The 16,689-nt window shown below is 41.9% G+C and carries 17 protein-coding genes, 1 pseudogene and 2 riboswitches; all 18 genes and pseudogenes read right to left on the minus strand.

Annotated features, from left to right (window positions below):
- Positions 1 to 14: 14 nt before the first annotated feature.
- The 18 genes and pseudogenes from sufU to ACXAD1_RS20970 all read right to left on the minus strand — a co-directional run bounded on the left by sufU (position 15) and on the right by ACXAD1_RS20970 (position 16,655).
- The gene (gene sufU / locus ACXAD1_RS20885) at positions 15 to 464 is read right to left on the minus strand and encodes a Fe-S cluster assembly sulfur transfer protein SufU (protein WP_009331729.1); all 450 of its coding nucleotides are present in this window, start codon (positions 462 to 464) and stop codon (positions 15 to 17) included.
- A complete protein-coding gene (locus ACXAD1_RS20890) occupies positions 454 to 1,683 on the minus strand; it encodes a cysteine desulfurase (protein WP_474910878.1) in 1,230 nt (409 codons plus the stop codon). The genes sufU and ACXAD1_RS20890 overlap by 11 nt, the downstream gene beginning before the upstream one ends.
- Positions 1,683 to 2,992: pseudogene (gene sufD / locus ACXAD1_RS20895) on the minus strand (Fe-S cluster assembly protein SufD). The gene ACXAD1_RS20890 and the pseudogene sufD overlap by 1 nt, the downstream one beginning before the upstream one ends.
- 17 nt (positions 2,993 to 3,009) lie before the next feature.
- Complete coding sequence (gene sufC, locus ACXAD1_RS20900) at positions 3,010 to 3,795, minus strand: Fe-S cluster assembly ATPase SufC (protein ID WP_035329355.1); 786 nt, start codon at positions 3,793 to 3,795, stop codon at positions 3,010 to 3,012.
- 336 nt (positions 3,796 to 4,131) lie between these two features.
- On the minus strand, positions 4,132 to 4,284 hold the full coding sequence (locus tag ACXAD1_RS20905; protein ID WP_169799774.1) for a YuzK family famiily protein: 153 nt from the start codon (positions 4,282 to 4,284) through the stop codon (positions 4,132 to 4,134).
- Between the two features lie 293 nt (positions 4,285 to 4,577).
- Complete coding sequence (locus tag ACXAD1_RS20910; RefSeq protein WP_206840283.1) at positions 4,578 to 4,949, minus strand: carboxymuconolactone decarboxylase family protein; 372 nt, start codon at positions 4,947 to 4,949, stop codon at positions 4,578 to 4,580.
- Between the two features lie 129 nt (positions 4,950 to 5,078).
- Positions 5,079 to 5,924: a MetQ/NlpA family ABC transporter substrate-binding protein gene (locus ACXAD1_RS20915; protein ID WP_474910879.1), complete on the minus strand. Its 846-nt coding sequence runs from the start codon at positions 5,922 to 5,924 to the stop codon at positions 5,079 to 5,081.
- A gap of 12 nt (positions 5,925 to 5,936) precedes the next feature.
- The gene (locus ACXAD1_RS20920) at positions 5,937 to 6,605 is read right to left on the minus strand and encodes a methionine ABC transporter permease (protein ID WP_159345494.1); all 669 of its coding nucleotides are present in this window, start codon (positions 6,603 to 6,605) and stop codon (positions 5,937 to 5,939) included.
- Entirely contained in the window at positions 6,598 to 7,623 is a 1,026-nt protein-coding gene (locus ACXAD1_RS20925) for a methionine ABC transporter ATP-binding protein (RefSeq protein ID WP_206840279.1), read from the minus strand. The genes ACXAD1_RS20920 and ACXAD1_RS20925 overlap by 8 nt, the downstream gene beginning before the upstream one ends.
- 154 nt (positions 7,624 to 7,777) lie before the next feature.
- Positions 7,778 to 7,881, minus strand: a riboswitch (SAM riboswitch).
- A 141-nt stretch (positions 7,882 to 8,022) separates the two neighbouring features.
- Positions 8,023 to 9,339 carry an O-acetylhomoserine aminocarboxypropyltransferase/cysteine synthase family protein gene (locus tag ACXAD1_RS20930; RefSeq protein ID WP_206840277.1) on the minus strand — a complete coding sequence of 439 codons (1,317 nt, stop codon included), beginning with the start codon at positions 9,337 to 9,339 and terminating at the stop codon, positions 8,023 to 8,025.
- A gap of 152 nt (positions 9,340 to 9,491) precedes the next feature.
- Positions 9,492 to 9,593: riboswitch (SAM riboswitch) on the minus strand.
- Positions 9,594 to 9,644: 51 nt separating this feature from the next.
- The gene (locus ACXAD1_RS20935) at positions 9,645 to 9,983 is read right to left on the minus strand and encodes an SCP2 sterol-binding domain-containing protein (RefSeq protein WP_474910880.1); all 339 of its coding nucleotides are present in this window, start codon (positions 9,981 to 9,983) and stop codon (positions 9,645 to 9,647) included.
- 226 nt (positions 9,984 to 10,209) lie between these two features.
- On the minus strand, positions 10,210 to 11,481 hold the full coding sequence (locus ACXAD1_RS20940) for an MFS transporter (RefSeq protein WP_474910881.1): 1,272 nt from the start codon (positions 11,479 to 11,481) through the stop codon (positions 10,210 to 10,212).
- 153 nt (positions 11,482 to 11,634) lie between these two features.
- Positions 11,635 to 11,943, minus strand: coding sequence for a thioredoxin family protein (locus ACXAD1_RS20945; protein ID WP_370225043.1), 309 nt, complete (start codon positions 11,941 to 11,943; stop codon positions 11,635 to 11,637).
- Between the two features lie 15 nt (positions 11,944 to 11,958).
- On the minus strand, positions 11,959 to 12,312 hold the full coding sequence (locus tag ACXAD1_RS20950) for a toprim domain-containing protein (protein WP_034296067.1): 354 nt from the start codon (positions 12,310 to 12,312) through the stop codon (positions 11,959 to 11,961).
- A 580-nt stretch (positions 12,313 to 12,892) separates the two neighbouring features.
- Complete coding sequence (locus ACXAD1_RS20955) at positions 12,893 to 13,132, minus strand: YusG family protein (protein WP_206840273.1); 240 nt, start codon at positions 13,130 to 13,132, stop codon at positions 12,893 to 12,895.
- Positions 13,133 to 13,559: 427 nt separating this feature from the next.
- The gene (gene gcvH, locus ACXAD1_RS20960) at positions 13,560 to 13,943 is read right to left on the minus strand and encodes a glycine cleavage system protein GcvH (RefSeq protein WP_009331744.1); all 384 of its coding nucleotides are present in this window, start codon (positions 13,941 to 13,943) and stop codon (positions 13,560 to 13,562) included.
- Positions 13,944 to 14,018: 75 nt separating this feature from the next.
- The gene (locus tag ACXAD1_RS20965; RefSeq protein ID WP_206840272.1) at positions 14,019 to 14,378 is read right to left on the minus strand and encodes an arsenate reductase family protein; all 360 of its coding nucleotides are present in this window, start codon (positions 14,376 to 14,378) and stop codon (positions 14,019 to 14,021) included.
- A 492-nt stretch (positions 14,379 to 14,870) separates the two neighbouring features.
- The gene (locus tag ACXAD1_RS20970) at positions 14,871 to 16,655 is read right to left on the minus strand and encodes an acyl-CoA dehydrogenase family protein (protein ID WP_206840271.1); all 1,785 of its coding nucleotides are present in this window, start codon (positions 16,653 to 16,655) and stop codon (positions 14,871 to 14,873) included.
- Between the last annotated feature and the right edge of the window lie 34 nt (positions 16,656 to 16,689).

Raw genomic sequence — 16,689 nt, forward strand, 5'->3', positions numbered from 1 at the left:
AACGTTTGATTGATTTATTCCTGTTCTTCTTTCTCCGTGCTAACGCCTTTTTCCATTGCTTTCCATGCCAATGTAGCACATTTGATTCTGGCAGGGAATTGGGAAACTCCCTGAAGGGCTTCAATATCGCCAAGGTCCAGATCGTCTTCATCATATTCTTTTCCCAGCATCATGTCTGAGAAAACTTTGGAAAGCTTTAATGCTTCTTCAATATTTTTGCCCTTGATGGCTTGAGTCATCATGGAAGCCGAGGACATGGAAATGGAACATCCTTCGCCTTCAAACTTCGCATCTGCCACTTTGCCATCTTCAAGCTTCAGCGTCAATTGAATGCGGTCTCCGCAAGTAGGGTTATTCATATTGATCGTCAGGCTGTCATCTTCAAGTACCCCTTTATTACGAGGGTTTTTATAATGATCCATAATAACCTGGCGGTAAAGGGTATCTAAATTTTTAGAAGACATCGCTGAAATACTCCTTTGTTTTGACAAGCCCTGAAACAAGCTTATCAATATCTTCTTCCGTATTGTACAGATAGAAGCTTGCACGTGCAGTTGCCGACACCTTGAGCCACTTCATCAGCGGCTGTGCACAATGGTGGCCGGCCCGGACTGCAATTCCTTCTGCATCCAATACAGTAGCCACATCATGAGGGTGGACATCATTTATATTAAAAGTAATTACTCCGGCGCGCTTTGACGCTTCTTTTGGACCATATATGGTCATTCCGTCTATAGCAGACATTTTTTCCAAGGCATATGCAGCCAGTTTATGCTCATAAGCTTCAATTTCATTCAGGCCGATCTGCTCCAGGAAATCAATGGCTGCTCCTAATCCAATCGCACCTGCAATGATTGGCGTACCGCCTTCGAATTTCCAGGGAAGCTCCTTCCAAGTGGATTCATAAAGGCCTACAAAGTCAATCATTTCACCGCCAAACTCAATCGGCTCCATTTTTTCCAGATGCTTTTTCTTTCCATACAGAACACCAATGCCTGTAGGGCCGCACATCTTATGGCCGGAAAAGGCAAGAAAATCACAATCCAGGTCCTGGACATCAACTTTCAAATGTGGAGCACTTTGTGCACCATCTACAACCATGATTGCTCCATTTTCATGGGCAATTTTCGCAATATCCTTGATTGGATTTATTACACCAAGAACGTTCGATACTTGCATGATAGACACAATTTTCGTATTGCTTGTCACAGCTTCCCGAACATCATCAAGCGATATTGTTCCATCTTCCTGAAGAGGAAGGTATTTTAAAGTGGCACCCGTTTGTTTTGCTACCTGCTGCCAGGGAATGATGTTGCTATGATGCTCCATATAAGAGATAACAATCTCATCGCCTTCTTTCAGATTGTCACGCCCATAGCTTGCTGCAACAGTATTGAGTGCAGTTGTTGTACCTCTTGTAAAAATAACTTCCTCAGTGGATTTAGCGTTAATGAATTTACGCACCTTTTCCCTGGCGCCTTCATAGCCATCAGTCGCTCTAGTACCCAGGGTATGGACTCCTCTATGAACATTCGAGTTGTATTCCCGGTAGTATTTGTCAAGCGCTTCAATCACCAGAACAGGTTTTTGGGAAGTAGCGGAACTGTCTAAATAAACAAGAGGCTTTCCATTGACTTCCTGGTCCAGAATGGGAAACATTTGCCGAATCTCACGGGCATTCATTATTTTACTTTCCTTTCAATAACGGCTGTAAGCTGCTTTTAACACCTTCGATAGGAAGAGCATTCACAACTGGCGCTAAGAAACCGTGAATAACAAGACGCTCTGCCTCTTTTTGGGATATACCGCGGCTCATTAGATAGTAAAGCTGCAATGGATCCACACGGCCAACTGAAGCGGCGTGTCCTGCTGTTACATCATCTTCATCAATTAATAAAATAGGGTTTGCATCTCCGCGCGCTTTTTCGCTTAGCATAAGTACACGTGACTCCTGCTCTGCATTAGACTTGGAAGCCCCATGCTCGATTTTGCCTATTCCATTAAAGATGGAAGAAGCAGAGTCTTTCATAACACCATGCTTTAAGATGTATCCTTCTGAATTCTTTCCGAAATGAACAACCTTCGTTGTAAAGTTTTGAGTCTGTTCCCCGCGACCTACAACAACTGTTTTTGTGTCTCCGAAAGAGCCGTCTCCAATAAGATTGGTTGTGTTTTCAGAAACTGTGTTGCCATCATTCATGAGGCCAAGAGCCCATTCAATGCGTGCATCGCGTCCTGCAACACCACGGCGATTCACATAAGCTGTAGTGCCTTTTGCAAGTGTGTCAACTGCACCATATTGAACTCTTGAATTTGCATTCGCTATCACTTCAGTAACGATATTGAAGATTCCGTTTGCTTCTTCGACAGTTGATACATAGTTTTCTACATACGTCACAGAGCTGTTATCATCAGCTACAACCAACACGTGGTTGAAAAGGTTGGCTTCTTTATCATCATGAATATATACAGCCTGAATAGGCGCCGAAACTTCCACGTTTTTCGGAATATACAAGAACGCTCCGCCGTTTAAAAGAGCTGCGTGCAAGGCAGTTAAACGGTGTTCATCCGTTTTGACGCCGTCCTTCATGAAATACTTCTGAAGAAGGTCGCTATGTTCTCTTGCTGCCGTAAAGATATCTGTGAAAATAACACCTTTTTCCTGTAATTCTTTAGAAACAGCCAAATGAGTTGGTCTATTATTACGCTGAATGTATAGGTTTTGATCGCCGGCTTCTGTGTCAATCAGATTTCTGACATCCTCAGGAAGGTCGTTCAGTGAAGAAAAATCTTCGCTTCCGACGATATGCTTTTCAAACTGTGTAAAGTTCCATTTATCTATCTTAGTTTTATCAGGCTTTGGCATTGGCAGGTTTTCCGCGTTTGCAAGCGCATTTAGACGGAGTTCTGTCAGCCATGCCGGCTCGCCCATATCTTTTGAAAAGGAACTAACATATTCCTTATCAAATGGTAATTTTATTTCCGTTGTCATAGTGATCCCCCTAACGCTTACGCTTCTTGCCCAACTGTTTCGTCTTCAATGCCCAATTCTTTTTTAATCCAGTCATATCCTTCTGCTTCTAAGCGCTGTGCAAGCTCTGGACCGCCAGATTTTACAACGCGTCCCTGCATCATTACGTGAACATGGTCAGGAGTGATGTAGTTTAGAAGGCGCTGATAGTGTGTGATGATTAGGCAGCCAAACTCTTCGCCGCGCATTTCATTGATTCCTTTAGAAACAACCTTTAATGCATCGATATCCAGTCCGGAATCAATTTCATCAAGAATCGCCATTTTAGGCTCAAGCATCATTAATTGAAGAATTTCATTGCGCTTCTTTTCACCGCCTGAGAAGCCTTCATTTAAATAACGCTGCGCCATATCAAGATCCATCTCAAGGAATTCCATCTTGCTGTCCATTTTGCGGATGAATTTCATAAGAGAAATTTCATTGCCTTCCTCAAGACGGCTGTTAATTGCAGAACGTAAAAAATCGGCATTTGTTACGCCGCTGATTTCACTTGGATATTGCATTGCAAGGAATAGGCCCGCACGTGCGCGTTCGTCAACTTCCATTTCAAGAACATCTTTACCATCTAAGGTGATGCTTCCCTGTGTTACTTCATACTTAGGATGGCCCATGATTGCAGAAGATAGAGTTGATTTACCTGTACCGTTCGGCCCCATTATAGCGTGAATTTCTCCGCCTTTGATTTCAAGGTTTACACCTTTTAATATTTCTTTTCCCTCAATAGCAACATGAAGGTCTTTAATTGTAAGTACTGATCCTGCCATAATATATACCTCCGTCAATAAAAGAAGATTTGTAAATCGGCCTTCAGCCGCAAATCTCTATTCTCATTTTATTCTCATTACAATCTTATAACAAATCAAATTTGATAGCAACTCTTTAAGACCATTAACAAACTTTTCAAACAAAAATGTTTAGAAAGCCTGTAAATATAGATTTTATCATATTAAGTTAATGGCATCAAAGTATAAAATAACCGGGAACCAGGCATGTCCTATCTATTTTTTCCCGGGACTGTTATTTCATGTATAGCAAAAAAGAAAACCAGTGCATAATTGGCACTGGTTTCTATTTTCTTCATTATTATATATACCTTTAACCTAGGAATGAATTTTTCTTTCAAGATCTGCAACTAAGCGCTGGCTTTGAAGATAATCTTCCTCGCGTCTTTTTTCAACTTCCATTCGAATATCATGTTTCCGGCTGTACACTTCATATCCAACTCCATGGGCAGCTTGCATAGCTTTTTCCATTTCACTCGTGTAGTTCAGCTGTAACTGACTGATAATGAATCAATCCTTTCGGTTTTTAATGCTTTTCGCATTTCGTTTTACATCTAAAATCTTAACACTCACCATATACCCAGCACAAAGCGGAAAAAACCTGATTTTTTTAGCAATATAAGGAATGAGAACCCGTGAAGCGCTTTCATAATGAGAATTCTTAAAATACTGGCCGTATCCTCTGGATTAATGGTTGTTTTAATAATTTTCTGAAAAATGATTATGATAAAATAAAACTCCTGCTATTGAGCAGGAGCTGGTTATCAGTGATTTTGCTGATTTAATTCTGTCATGGCCTCCTGGACGAGCGTAACCGCCTGGCTCATTGCAGCCCCCCCGCCAAAAGCTGCTGTAACTCCAACTGCCTCAAGAATTTCTTGTTCTGACGCTCCTTGATCGATGCATCCTTTCGTATGATAAATAATGCAGTATTCATCTTGAGAATATAAACTGATTCCAAGTGCAATCAGCTGCTTTTCCTTTTGGGATAAAACCCCATCCTTAAAACAGGCTTCTGTAAAAGCATTATAATGATCTGCTAAATCAGGCATTTTGTCAGTGAATACACCCAATCCAACTTTATAGTCATGAAGGGCTGCTTCTATTGAGTTTGAAGGTTCATGATAATGTTCCATTCGGCTCCACTCCATTTCGAAATAGTATCAAGGTTAGTATGTTTGATTACTTTTCAAACTATGCGGGTGACAGAGCCTGGAAGGGCAATTAAAAAACAGGCGATTTTAGCCGCCTGTTTTTTTCCACTATTACTCAGATACCGGTACAACGGCACCTTCATATTTTTCAAGAATGAAATCCTGAATTTCTTTAGAACGAAGCACTTCTACAAGAGCTTTAATTCCTTCTTTTTCTTCATCGCCTGTACGGACTGCAATTACATTAACGTATGGTGAATCTTTGTCTTCAATTGCAATTGAATCTTCAAGAGGATTCAATCCGGCATCAATTGCATAATTGGAGTTGATCAGGACTGCATCCCCTTCTCCATTATTGTAGATTTGAGGAAGAAGTGATGCTTCATATTCAGTATCAAACTTTAATTTTTTAGGATTGTCTTTAATATCTTCTAGAGTTGCTTCCGTTTTTTCTACATCTTCATTTAGAGTAATAAGTCCCTCTGCTTCAAGCATGGAGAGAATACGGCCATGGTCTGCTACTGAGTTGCTCATGATGATTGATGCACCCTCAGGAAGTTCATCAAGGCTCTTATACTTTTGGGAATATACTCCGATTGGCTCAATATGAATTCCGCCTGCATTTGTAAAATCATATCCATGTTCAGCTTTCTGTGACTCAAGGTAAGGAATGTGCTGGAAATAGTTTGCATCCAGCTCCTTAGACTCAAGAGCCTGGTTTGGCAATACATAGTCCTGGAATGTCACAACATCAAGTTCAAAGCCTTTTTCTTCAAGTAATGGCTTTGCTTCTTCAAGAATTTCAGCGTGAGGTACGTTGGAAGCCCCTACTGTAATTTTTGTGCTTTCTTTACTTTCTCCGCCTTCACCGGCATTGCCGTCTTCTTCTGAAGTTCCGCACGCTGCAAGAACAAGTGCTACTGCAAGTGCAAGAGCAAGTGATAACCATTTTTTCATGTTAATCTCTCCTTAACGTTTGTCTAATTTTGTTGTTATGATATCTCCAATAAACTGGATGATAAATACGATGATTAGAATAATGACAGTTGCCATAAGCGTCACATCACTGCGGCTCCTCTGGAATCCTTCCAGGTAAGCAAGGTTTCCAAGTCCGCCAGCACCGATCACACCGGCCATGGCTGTGTAGCCAACCAGCGCGATTGCTGTAACAGTAATTCCTGAAACAAGGGCGGGCATCGATTCCGGAAGCAGAACCTTCCAGATAATCGTGCTTGTTTTTGCGCCCATAGACTTGGCCGCTTCAATTACACCTTTATCTATTTCCCTCAAGCCGATTTCAACCATACGGGCATAAAACGGGGCAGCACCAATAATTAACGCAGGCAGTGCTGCATCTTCCCCGATCATTGTTCCAAGAAGAAACTTTGTAAATGGAATCAATAACACGATCAGAATAATAAACGGAATCGAACGGAATATATTTACGAAAGCAGAAATAATTTTATTGATTGCTGCATTTTCCCAAATATTTCCCTTCGAGGTCAAAAAGAGCAACAGTCCCAGAACTGCTCCCAAAATAAAGGTTGCGAGAACAGAAATGGCTGTCATATATAGAGTTTCCATTGTAGCTTCCCACATGGAATCCCATTGTACATTTGGAAACCATTCGTTAAGCATTGGAAATCACCTCCACGCCCACCTGCTGAGAGTGAATAAATTCGATGGCTTTTGCAACTTCCTCTGCCTCTCCATCAACATGGATGAATAAAGTACCGTAAGAACCATTCTGTGTTTGTGAAATCTTTCCTTGAAGGATATTTACGGTTACCTGGAAATTCCGGATCAGGTTTGTAATCAATGGCTGTTCAGCTGATTCGCCGACAAATCCTAATTGCACTACTTTTCCTTCTGGATACAAATCGACCAGGTGATCAATCGTTTCCTTAGTTTCTTCAGGCTCTGTTACCTGCTGTACAAAACGCTTTGTAATCGCAGCTTTAGGATTCCTAAACACATCCAATACTGGCCCGATTTCAACAATTCGGCCTCCCTCCATAACCGCAACCTGATGGCAGATTTTACGGATAACGTGCATTTCATGTGTAATTAGGACAATTGTTAAGCCCAGACGCTCATTGATATCAACAAGCAGCTCCAAAATGGAGTCTGTAGTCTGCGGATCAAGTGCAGATGTCGCCTCATCACAAAGCAGCACTTTCGGATTGTTGGCAAGGGCTCTCGCAATTCCAACTCTTTGCTTTTGGCCGCCGCTAAGCTGGGAAGGATAAGCATCTTCTCTTCCTTCAAGACCAACGAGTTTAATGAGCTCGTCTACCCTTTTCAGCCTTTCCTGCCGGGAAACACCAGCGATTTCAAGCGGAAATGCGATATTCTCCCTTACCGTTCTTGACCATAAAAGGTTGAAATGCTGGAAGATCATGCTGATTTCCTGACGCGCTTTTCTTAGCTGGCTTCCCTTTATCTTTGAAACTTCATTGCCTGCAACTGTTACACTGCCCTGGGTAGGAAGCTCTAACCCATTCAGCATGCGGATCAAGGTACTTTTACCTGCACCGCTATATCCGATAACTCCGAAAATTTCTCCCTCTTTCACCTCCAGGTTTACATCATCAACTGCTTTTACCTGGCCCTTTTTTGAAGGAAAAATCTTCTGTACATCTTTTATAGAAATCAACGTGAAATGTCACCTCTTTAATCGAAAAATACAGATTATAATTAATAGACTGCTCATATTCCTCTATTTTTTACTCCTTAATGGAGTTCATGCGCTAAAAGCAAAAATGCCTTTCTGCACATGAGCAGAAAGGCATTAAAAAATTAAGTCCTTTCTCTCATCTGTCAAAGCTATGCTTTGAGTGAATTGGCACCATTTCAAATAATTGACGGTTGCCGGGCTTCATAGGGCACTTCCCTCCACCTCTCTTGATAAGAGCGTAACGTTCTATATTCAATTAATACTTTAAGTAATTTAAGCAGTTTTTTAATTACGTTTGCTATCGTATCATAGCCACTAAAAAGGTGTCAACGATGAAATTTTAAACTTTCGGAAAAAAAATGAATGGTAAATTTTCCTTTATGCTTTTGCAGCAAGCGATGTGATGCCTGAAGCTGCTTCAATCGCCTGTTCCAGATCCTCAATCAAATCTTCCGCATTCTCGATTCCGATTGAAATCCGAATTAGGTCTTCCGCCACTCCGGCAGCTTTTAAACCTTCTTTATCCAGCTGCTGGTGAGTGGTGCTTGCAGGGTGGATAATCAGACTCTTTGCGTCCCCTACATTTGCTACGTGTGCCCAGAGCTGCAGATTATTGATTAGCTTGGCTCCAGCTTCTCTTCCGCCAGATATACCAAACACAGCCACAGCGCCTGCTCCTTTAGGCAAATATTTATCTGCCAACTCTTTGTCCGGGTGGCTTTCAAGCCCTGGATAAAGCACCCAATTAACGGCTGGATGCGCCTCCAGATATTCCACTACTTTTTTTGTATTGGCAATGTGCTCCTTCATTCTCACATGCAAAGTCTCAAGCCCCAACGCAAATTGAAATGCACTTTGCGCACTCATCGCTGGCCCCAGGTCTCTTAACAGCTGAACGCGTGCTTTAATAATATAAGCCGCCTCGCCAATTGCTTCGCTATAGACAATATCATGGTAGCTCGGATCCGGTTCTGTAAAGCCCGGGAACTTAGGGGAATTCCAGTCAAATTTTCCGCCGTCTACAATAATTCCTCCCATTGTTGTTCCATTGCCGAGCAGCCATTTAGTCGCAGAGTGTATAACAATATCAGCACCATGTTCGATAGGCCTGCAAAGATAAGGTGTAGCAAAGGTGTTATCGACAATCAGCGGCACACCATTCTCGTGTGCAATTGCTGCGACCTTTTCAATATCCAGGATTTTTAAGCTGGGGTTTCCAATCGTTTCCGCAAAGATGGCCTTTGTTTTATCCGAAATCGCGTTACGGAAATTTTCCGGATCTTTTGGATCGACCAGTTTCACTTTAATCCCATACTTGGGAAGTGTGACTGCAAACAAATTATAAGTGCCGCCATATAAATTGGACGCAGCAACTATTTCATCGCCTGCTTCAGCTATGTTTAATATGGCAAGAGTAATGGCAGACTGTCCGCTTGCAAGAGCCAATGCACCAACTCCTCCCTCGAGCAAGGCCACTCTTTCCTCAAATACACTTACAGTAGGGTTATGTATCCTGCTATATATATATCCTGGCTCTCTAAGGGCAAAGAGATCTGCAGCGTGATCTGTATTCTTGAACTGATAAGCATTATTCTGGTAAATCGGTAACGCCCTTGCACCAGTTACAGGGTCAGGCTTCAGTCCCCCATGCACTCCAATGGTTTCAAAACGGTAATTTTTTTGTTTGTCAGTCATTGCTTTCTCTCCTCTATAAAAATTTTAGTATTTCTTATCGAAGAACTAAGAAAAGCGCAAGGCGCCTGAAGCTAGACAGTTATCCATTTTAAAAGATTAAAATAAAGATAATATTAAAAAACCTCTTCATAAGAAGAGGGCCGTATCGTCTCTCCTTATCTTCCAGAGCATCCCGCTCTGCTGGATTTAGCACCGTGTACTTTACCGGTTGCCGGGCTTCGCTGGGCCAGTCCCTCCGCCTCTCTTGATAAGAATATTCAGTTAATTCACATTAAAACGATATTATCATACTATTAAAAAAACGGTCAAGCATTATGATATGAAATTTTTCCCAAACAGAAAAAAGACTCGAGAAACAATTTTTTTCTGAAGGTGGTTTCCATCATTACTTTATTTTGGGAAAGTGCATCCCTTAACTTTAACTCCCCTGAAATCAGTGACAGCACAGCTTCCTCAGTCCCCAATATCTCCACATCAAAATGGCTGGTGTGACTTGCCTTCCGGATTTCCCCATTCGAAACCATCAGAGGAATGCTTATAATTCCCGCCTTAATATGCAAAGAGAAATTTGATTTTCTTAAAAAGTATCCAAGATGCCCTTTAGCCTTTAATTCCCGGATAAATAAATCAGGTAAATCCTTCACGGCCTCACCTCTTTTAATGGGTTTATTATCTTTAATATTCAGTAATAAAGGGCTTCAATCCTTTAATTTTCTTTCGACAAGATCAGAAAAGCGGAAGCGCCTTGCCCATCCGGCTCCTGGAGCTGGACAGTTCTCAAAGTTTCAAAGTTATTAAACCTGATAGAACCAGAAAGACAATGCCCGTTTATTAGGCATTGTCCTTTCATTTCCCGAGAAATATGTCAGATTATACTATTTTTACAGAAGACGCTGCAGTTTTTGTCTTATTATAGCCTCTGAAAACAATGAAAAAATAGAGAGAGCCAATCAAATATAATGAAGCTGTAATGGTGAATACGAGTGCATATCCCCAATATTCACCATATCTCATGACGATTCCCGTTGAAATAGGTCCCATTACAGCCCATCCTAAATTGAAAACCATCTGATTGACGGAGTTTGCCAGTCCTTTCATCGAATCATTTACCTTAGACATCATCAGCGACATTTGTATAGGGTTTCCTGCATTCATTAATGCCTGCCGGAACAAAAAGCCGATGGCAGCCAGCCAGAGATTCTCGGTATAAGCAGTTAAAAGCAGAAATGGAAGTGACATGAGCTGAAGGATTACAACTGCTTTTACTTCTCCTACCTTCCTTACCACAACCGGGCCGATAATCATAGCAAAAGCGGTGGCAGCCTGCCCTAATGAAATAATAATGCCAATGGCTGAATTGGAAGCTTCAAAACGGTCTGCGAAGTATAAATTTAGATAAGGGATAACCAGTCCTGCGCCAATTCCTATCAGCAGCTGCGCAAAGGCAAACATGGCGATAATTTTGACGCCTTCATTTTTAGGGGAAAGCTTTTTGAACGAAAACTCTCTTAATCCTCTTACATCGTTTTTATTTTTCGGAGCTTCTGTGAAACGCAAGATAGGAACAAGGCCCGCTATGAAGAAAACACTTGCAATCAGAAGGGTAATGCGGATGCTGGTGAGCTGATCCACAAATATAGAAAATACATCCGTTAAGATGCCTCCGCTTAAGTTTCCGATTACATTTGCAGCCGTCATAATGGCAAAATGGATGCTGAATAAATGAACCCTTTGGTCAGCCTTTGAATTCTCAGCCAGCCATGGTATGCCGGATACTTGCAGAAGTGCTGTTGTCAGCCCTGTAAAAAAAGCAAATAATATCAGAAGTTCCTGCATTTCAACCATACTTCTGAAAAGCATAACGACACCCGTGGCAACAGCCCCAAGAAGCATCGCTCTTTTTCTGCCAAATCGGTCGCTGGCGATCCCTGCCGGCACTAGAATCAGTGCTGTGGCGAGAGCAGTCATGGATATGATTTGCCCATTAACACTTTCAGTGTAGCCGAGCTCCCTTATGTAGAAATTATAGATTACCATGAATATCCCAAAACCTATTTGTGTTAGGATATTCGCCATAAAGGCCAATTTGATATTGCGGTTATAGCCTTTAAATTGGCCAGCCCACTCCTTGTAAAATGCCATCCGGATCCCTTCCTGCACTGTTTAATTATTTCGATTCCCTAAGTATCATACTCTTCCGGAAAGGATTTGTAAATATATTTCGAATATTGAAAAGGCGGATTTCAATGTTTTTTAACCATGCAAAAAACCAGGCAGCTCTGCTCCTGGTTTTTCTCAATTAATGCTTCTGATTCTATCCAGCAAATAGGGAACTGATCGGAATGCATATAATTTTTCCTGTAAAACTCCTTCTTTAAAGATAAGGAGACAAGGTACGCTTTCCACTCCCCATTGTTCCGCCAAATTCGGCATATAATTTAAGTCCGCTTTCCCAATCTTTTGATCAGGCAGCAATTGTTCTGTAACTGTCAGCATCTTACCAGCCATCTGACAGGTACCGCACATAGGCGTGTACAAATAGACAAGGACCGTTTCTTGCCCGTTAACCGTTTCCTCAATCTCCAGCTGCGACCATTCCTGCATTTTATCATCCTTACTTTATCTATCTAAATATTGTGTATAAACGTCAATATTAGCTCCCAGCAGCACTGTAGCCAAATGATGTTCCGGTGCTGTCGCTACTTCTCTGTACATTCTATCGATGTATAGATGCTCTGCCTCTGGAAATTCCCTTTTAAACTGTTTTCTAAGCTTTTCACCTGCTGAATCGGCATCCACCAATATATATACATCCTTATCAAACAGTGTGTCAATTAATTCATCCAGTTTAGTAATGCTAATTGTTCCATTTGTGCAGATAATCTCTACAGGTTCTCTTATAATGTTTTTAACCTTCGTTTTATCTGACTTTCCCTCGACAATAATAACTTTTTCCGGAATTCCCTCGTTCATCGTCATCACCTGAAAGGAGTTATTTTGAAACTGTTGCGTTAAAGGTACGGCTGTTTTCCCATAGATTGATGTTAGATTATAAATGAAGCCGTTGATTTCGGCTGCGAGCACTTGCTTTCCGCGGGGAGGAATGAGAGCCTCCTCGGATTCGCCTGCGGGGTCTCTCACTTCCCTCTCCTCCCGCAGGACATTGAAAAATAGCTTCCTTGAATCAGCACCGCACGAAGAAAATGCGGAAGCATTTTCGAGGATCAAGTGCCCTCCGCTCCAATCAACTCAGTTGTCAAACTTAGTTGTCGTAAGCAAAGTTTACAAAAACAGCCAAAATTCAAAAACCAGTCATGCATTGGTTTTTATCTCAATATATTCATTATTCTCGGTAATGGTGTGAATCTCCTGCCCATATTGGAGGTAGCACTGCACTGATTTTATATATTAATTCTACAGTTTAGTAAAGGAAACGTTTTTGAAGAAAAATAATCATTGCAGTAATCTTAAAAGGCCTATTTCATTGTATGCCCGGTAATATTGCTTTAGCCTATTAAATAAACAGCGGAATCCATTCCGCTGTTTACAATAGTCAGCACCAGCCGCCTTCGTCACAGTCTGTGTAGCGCTCTTGCGCTTTATCTGGAACGGAGACATTCTGATATATTTTTTGGTGGTCGGTTTCATAATGATGGGACAAGTTAAAGGAAGATCCTTCAGGAAGGCTGATTTGGCCAATTTTTTCGTTTTCAAGATAAAGATCTATCCCATTATTTTGAAGCTTGCCGACAACCCGGTCTGTAATATCGATTTTCTGCTGATTCAATGTCATGGGTAACCAATCCTTTCATGCATTTAGGTATCTATAGTTTGCCCTTTCTCTGTAAAAGAAAAATAGCAATTAAAGCCAGTAAGAAAAGCGCAAGCGCCTTGTCCACCCCCGACAAGCACAAGACGAGCCTCACGGAAAGGCGTCCTTTGCCTTTTTGGGAGGATTGCCAGAAATGTGGAGGCGACTGCCCAGGGACGACAGGCATAAGACGGTTCCTGTAAGAAGGCGTTTTTCCTTCTGAAAGGAAACGGCTTATGATCCCGAGTCCCTAGGAGCCGCAACTAGACAAGCTTGTGACCTCGAGGGGATAGGCGCTGGAGCTAGACATGTCTCCAAGTACATAGATACAAATTCTAATAGGAGAACCCTTGATCAGCCCCTCAGTAACAGCGTAAAAGCCGGTTCTTAAAGAACCGGCTTTCACTCATTAGTCTTCGTTTGTCATTTCTTCATATTGCTCAGCAGTCATCAAGCTTTCTACTTCGCTTAAATCTGAAGGCTCCACCACAACCATCCATGCTTTTTCATATGGGGATTCGTTCACGAATTCAGGGTTGTCGTTAAGGTCTTCATTTACTTCAACCACTTTACCGCTTAAAGGCGCATAAAGTTCAGAAACTGTTTTTACAGATTCTACGCTTCCGAATGGCTCGTTTGCACTTAGTTCATCGCCAACTTCAGGAAGCTCAACGAATACGATGTCACCAAGTTCCGATTGCGCGAAATGCGTAATCCCAATGCGTACTTTCCCATCTTCTGTTTTTACCCACTCATGCTCTTCTGAATAACGTAATTCTTTTGGTGTGCTCATTATGTATCCCTCCATATTAATAGTTCAATTTATGATCAGTAAATCGATCTCATGGTTAATGATGGCTTCCAGCTATTAGGAAAGCCATTTCTTTTCATATTCCTCTTCTTTGAAGCCCACTGTTACTTTCTCTCCATCTGTCAGCAGCGGACGCTTGATCAGCATGCCGTCTGTTGCCAGAATATCGAGCAGTTCTTCTTCCGAAGAGGTCTTCATCTTGTCCTTCATGCCGAGTTCCCTGTATTTTTGGCCACTCGTATTAAAGAACTTTTTTAGTTCTAATCCGCTCTTTTTATAAAGCGTTTCAAGTTCACTTCGAGAAGGCGGATTGTTTGTTATATGTATTTCTTCATAGGAAAGATTATGTTCATCAAGCCATTTCTTGGCCTTTCGGCATGTCCCGCACTTAGGATACCAATAAAAAGTCAACGCCATTTTTTCACCACCCATTTTAGCAAATTCAGGCTTATCCAAAATTGCTGCCTTTTAATTGAATAGTAACATAAATGGATGACAAAGCATAACATTGATCACCAATTTAATATTCGACAAATTTCTATATAATCCTTCTGGCAAAAAAAAAAATCTTTTAAGGGCTATTTTTCCAAAAACTGTTTTAATAATAATTGTTGTTCGCTAATGTTGCCCGTTGATTTCCGCTCCAGGCACTTGCTTTCCGCGGGGAGAGATGAGAGCCTCCTCGGCTTCGCCTGCGGGGTCTCTCACTTCCCTCACTTCCCGCAGGACATTGATTAAGCCTCCTCGAACTTACACCGCACGAAGGAAATGCGGCAGCATTTTCGAGGATCAAGCGCCCTCCGCTCCAATCAACTCAGATATTTTAAACTTAGTTTGCAGCAAAAGAATATACGAAAACAGCTTTGAAAAAAGTAAAGCTCCCTTCTTGATAAAGGGAGCCTAAATCGATTAAACTGTGAAACGTTCCGCGTCGATCAGTTTTTCTGATGCTTCACGCTTCTTTGCAATGACGTTGATTGGGGTGTGGCGGGTGAATTTGCGAAGTGCAGACATCATCATGCGCAGGGCATCGCCATTTTCTACTGCTACAAGTGTTTCTTTTGCATCCTGCTCGATTTTGTTAAATGCTTCCTGGCAGAAGATTTGGGTGTACAGAAGTTTTTGCTTGCTCTTTTCAAGTCCTGCCTTTTCAATAGCCTTTTCAGTGCGGAGTACTACAGACTCCATTGCATAAGCATTTGAAATAATATCCGCAATGTTTACAAGTACTTCCTGTTCTTTTTCAAGAGCTTTTCCGTACTTCTGTGCTGCTAAACCAGCTGCAAGCAAGCCGATTTTCTTCGCGTTTTTCACCAGATATTTTTCCTGTGCAAGCGGCTCGTCACCTGGCTCTTCAGGCATCATCATCATGAGCTCTTCCTGCAGCGCCTGGGCTTTCTGAAATAATGGAAGCTCTCCTTTTAGTGCTTTGCGGAGGTACGTGCCAGGCACCAGCAGACGATTGATTTCGTTTGTTCCTTCGAAAATACGGTTAATGCGTGAATCACGGTAAGCTCTTTCAATCTCATATTCAGCCATGAATCCATAGCCTCCATGGATCTGAACACCTTCATCCACTACGTAGTCGAGGACTTCCGTATTAAAGAATTTATTCATAGAGCACTCAATAGCATATTCAGCGATTGACTTCGCCACTTCTTTTCCATCTTTCACTTCTTCGTCCGAAAGCTTGCTCATACGGTCCTCGAATAAGCCTACAGTCCGATATACTGCACTTTCAGCGGCATAAATCTTAGAAGCCATCGTTCCCAGCTTTTCTTTTGTCAAATTAAACTGCGCGATTGGTGTCTTAAACTGCTGGCGCTGATTGGCATATTGAACGGCAAGTTCGAATGCGCGCTTCGCACCGCCAACTGCTCCTACACCTAACTTATAGCGGCCAATATTTAAGATATTAAAAGCAATCACATGTCCCTTGCCAAATTCACCAAGAAGATTTTCTCTTGGCACCTGGGCATCTTCAAGAATTAACGTACGGGTAGAAGAGCTCTTAATTCCCATTTTCTTTTCTTCTGCCCCTACAGATACACCTGGGAACTCTCTTTCAACGATGAATGCAGAGAAGTGTTCGCCGTCAATTTTTGCGTATACTACGAATACATCTGCGAAGCCTGCATTCGTTATCCATTGCTTTTCTCCGTTTAATACATAGTGAGTACCCTCAGCATTCAGCTTGGCATTCGTTTTTGCTCCAAGAGCATCAGAACCTGAGCTTGGCTCCGTCAATGCATAAGCAGCAAGCTTTTCACCAGTAGCCAGTGCAGGAAGGTATTTTTGTTTTTGCTCTTCATTTCCGAAAAGAACAATCGGAAGGGAGCCGATTCCAACATGTGCACCATGCGATATGGAAAAGCCGCCTGCACGCGCCATTTTCTCGGCAATAAGTGCAGAGCTTACTTTATCTAAAGCAAGTCCGCCGTATTCCTCAGGAACATCTGCGCCTAATAGTCCAAGGTCTCCAGCTTGCTTCAATAACTTTACCGACCGGTCAAATTCGTGGTTTTCAAGATGCTCAATTTGCGGGACAACTTCATTTACAACATAATCTTCAGTTGTCTTAGCAATCATAATCTGCTCATCTGTATAGTCCTCAGGCGTAAAAACCCGGTCATAGGAAACATCTTCGATTAAAAAGCTTCCGCCTTTAATAAGATTTTCAGTTTGGTTTGACATTATCTATTTCCTCCATTCTATTTTGCGGGAAAAA

This window comes from Cytobacillus sp. ABV4_503, from assembly GCF_056158445.1.

Bases quoted from the DNA above. Each gene is read 5' to 3' on its own strand.
- ACXAD1_RS20950 (WP_034296067.1), bottom strand. From the start codon at position 12,312: ATGAACGAGGGAATTCCGGAAAAAGTTATTATTGTCGAGGGAAAGTCA.
- sufC (WP_035329355.1), bottom strand. From the start codon at position 3,795: ATGGCAGGATCAGTACTTACAATTAAAGACCTTCATGTTGCTATTGAG.
- ACXAD1_RS20905 (WP_169799774.1), bottom strand. From the start codon at position 4,284: ATGGAAAAAGCTATGCAAGCTGCCCATGGAGTTGGATATGAAGTGTAC.
- ACXAD1_RS20890 (WP_474910878.1), bottom strand. From the start codon at position 1,683: ATGAATGCCCGTGAGATTCGGCAAATGTTTCCCATTCTGGACCAGGAA.
- ACXAD1_RS20930 (WP_206840277.1), bottom strand. From the start codon at position 9,339: ATGACTGACAAACAAAAAAATTACCGTTTTGAAACCATTGGAGTGCAT.
- ACXAD1_RS20970 (WP_206840271.1), bottom strand. From the start codon at position 16,655: ATGTCAAACCAAACTGAAAATCTTATTAAAGGCGGAAGCTTTTTAATC.
- ACXAD1_RS20920 (WP_159345494.1), bottom strand. From the start codon at position 6,605: ATGCTTAACGAATGGTTTCCAAATGTACAATGGGATTCCATGTGGGAA.
- ACXAD1_RS20940 (WP_474910881.1), bottom strand. From the start codon at position 11,481: ATGGCATTTTACAAGGAGTGGGCTGGCCAATTTAAAGGCTATAACCGC.
- ACXAD1_RS20955 (WP_206840273.1), bottom strand. From the start codon at position 13,132: ATGACATTGAATCAGCAGAAAATCGATATTACAGACCGGGTTGTCGGC.
- sufU (WP_009331729.1), bottom strand. From the start codon at position 464: ATGTCTTCTAAAAATTTAGATACCCTTTACCGCCAGGTTATTATGGAT.
- ACXAD1_RS20910 (WP_206840283.1), bottom strand. From the start codon at position 4,949: ATGGAACATTATCATGAACCTTCAAACTCAATAGAAGCAGCCCTTCAT.
- gcvH (WP_009331744.1), bottom strand. From the start codon at position 13,943: ATGAGCACACCAAAAGAATTACGTTATTCAGAAGAGCATGAGTGGGTA.
- ACXAD1_RS20965 (WP_206840272.1), bottom strand. From the start codon at position 14,378: ATGGCGTTGACTTTTTATTGGTATCCTAAGTGCGGGACATGCCGAAAG.
- ACXAD1_RS20915 (WP_474910879.1), bottom strand. From the start codon at position 5,924: ATGAAAAAATGGTTATCACTTGCTCTTGCACTTGCAGTAGCACTTGTT.
- ACXAD1_RS20945 (WP_370225043.1), bottom strand. From the start codon at position 11,943: ATGCAGGAATGGTCGCAGCTGGAGATTGAGGAAACGGTTAACGGGCAA.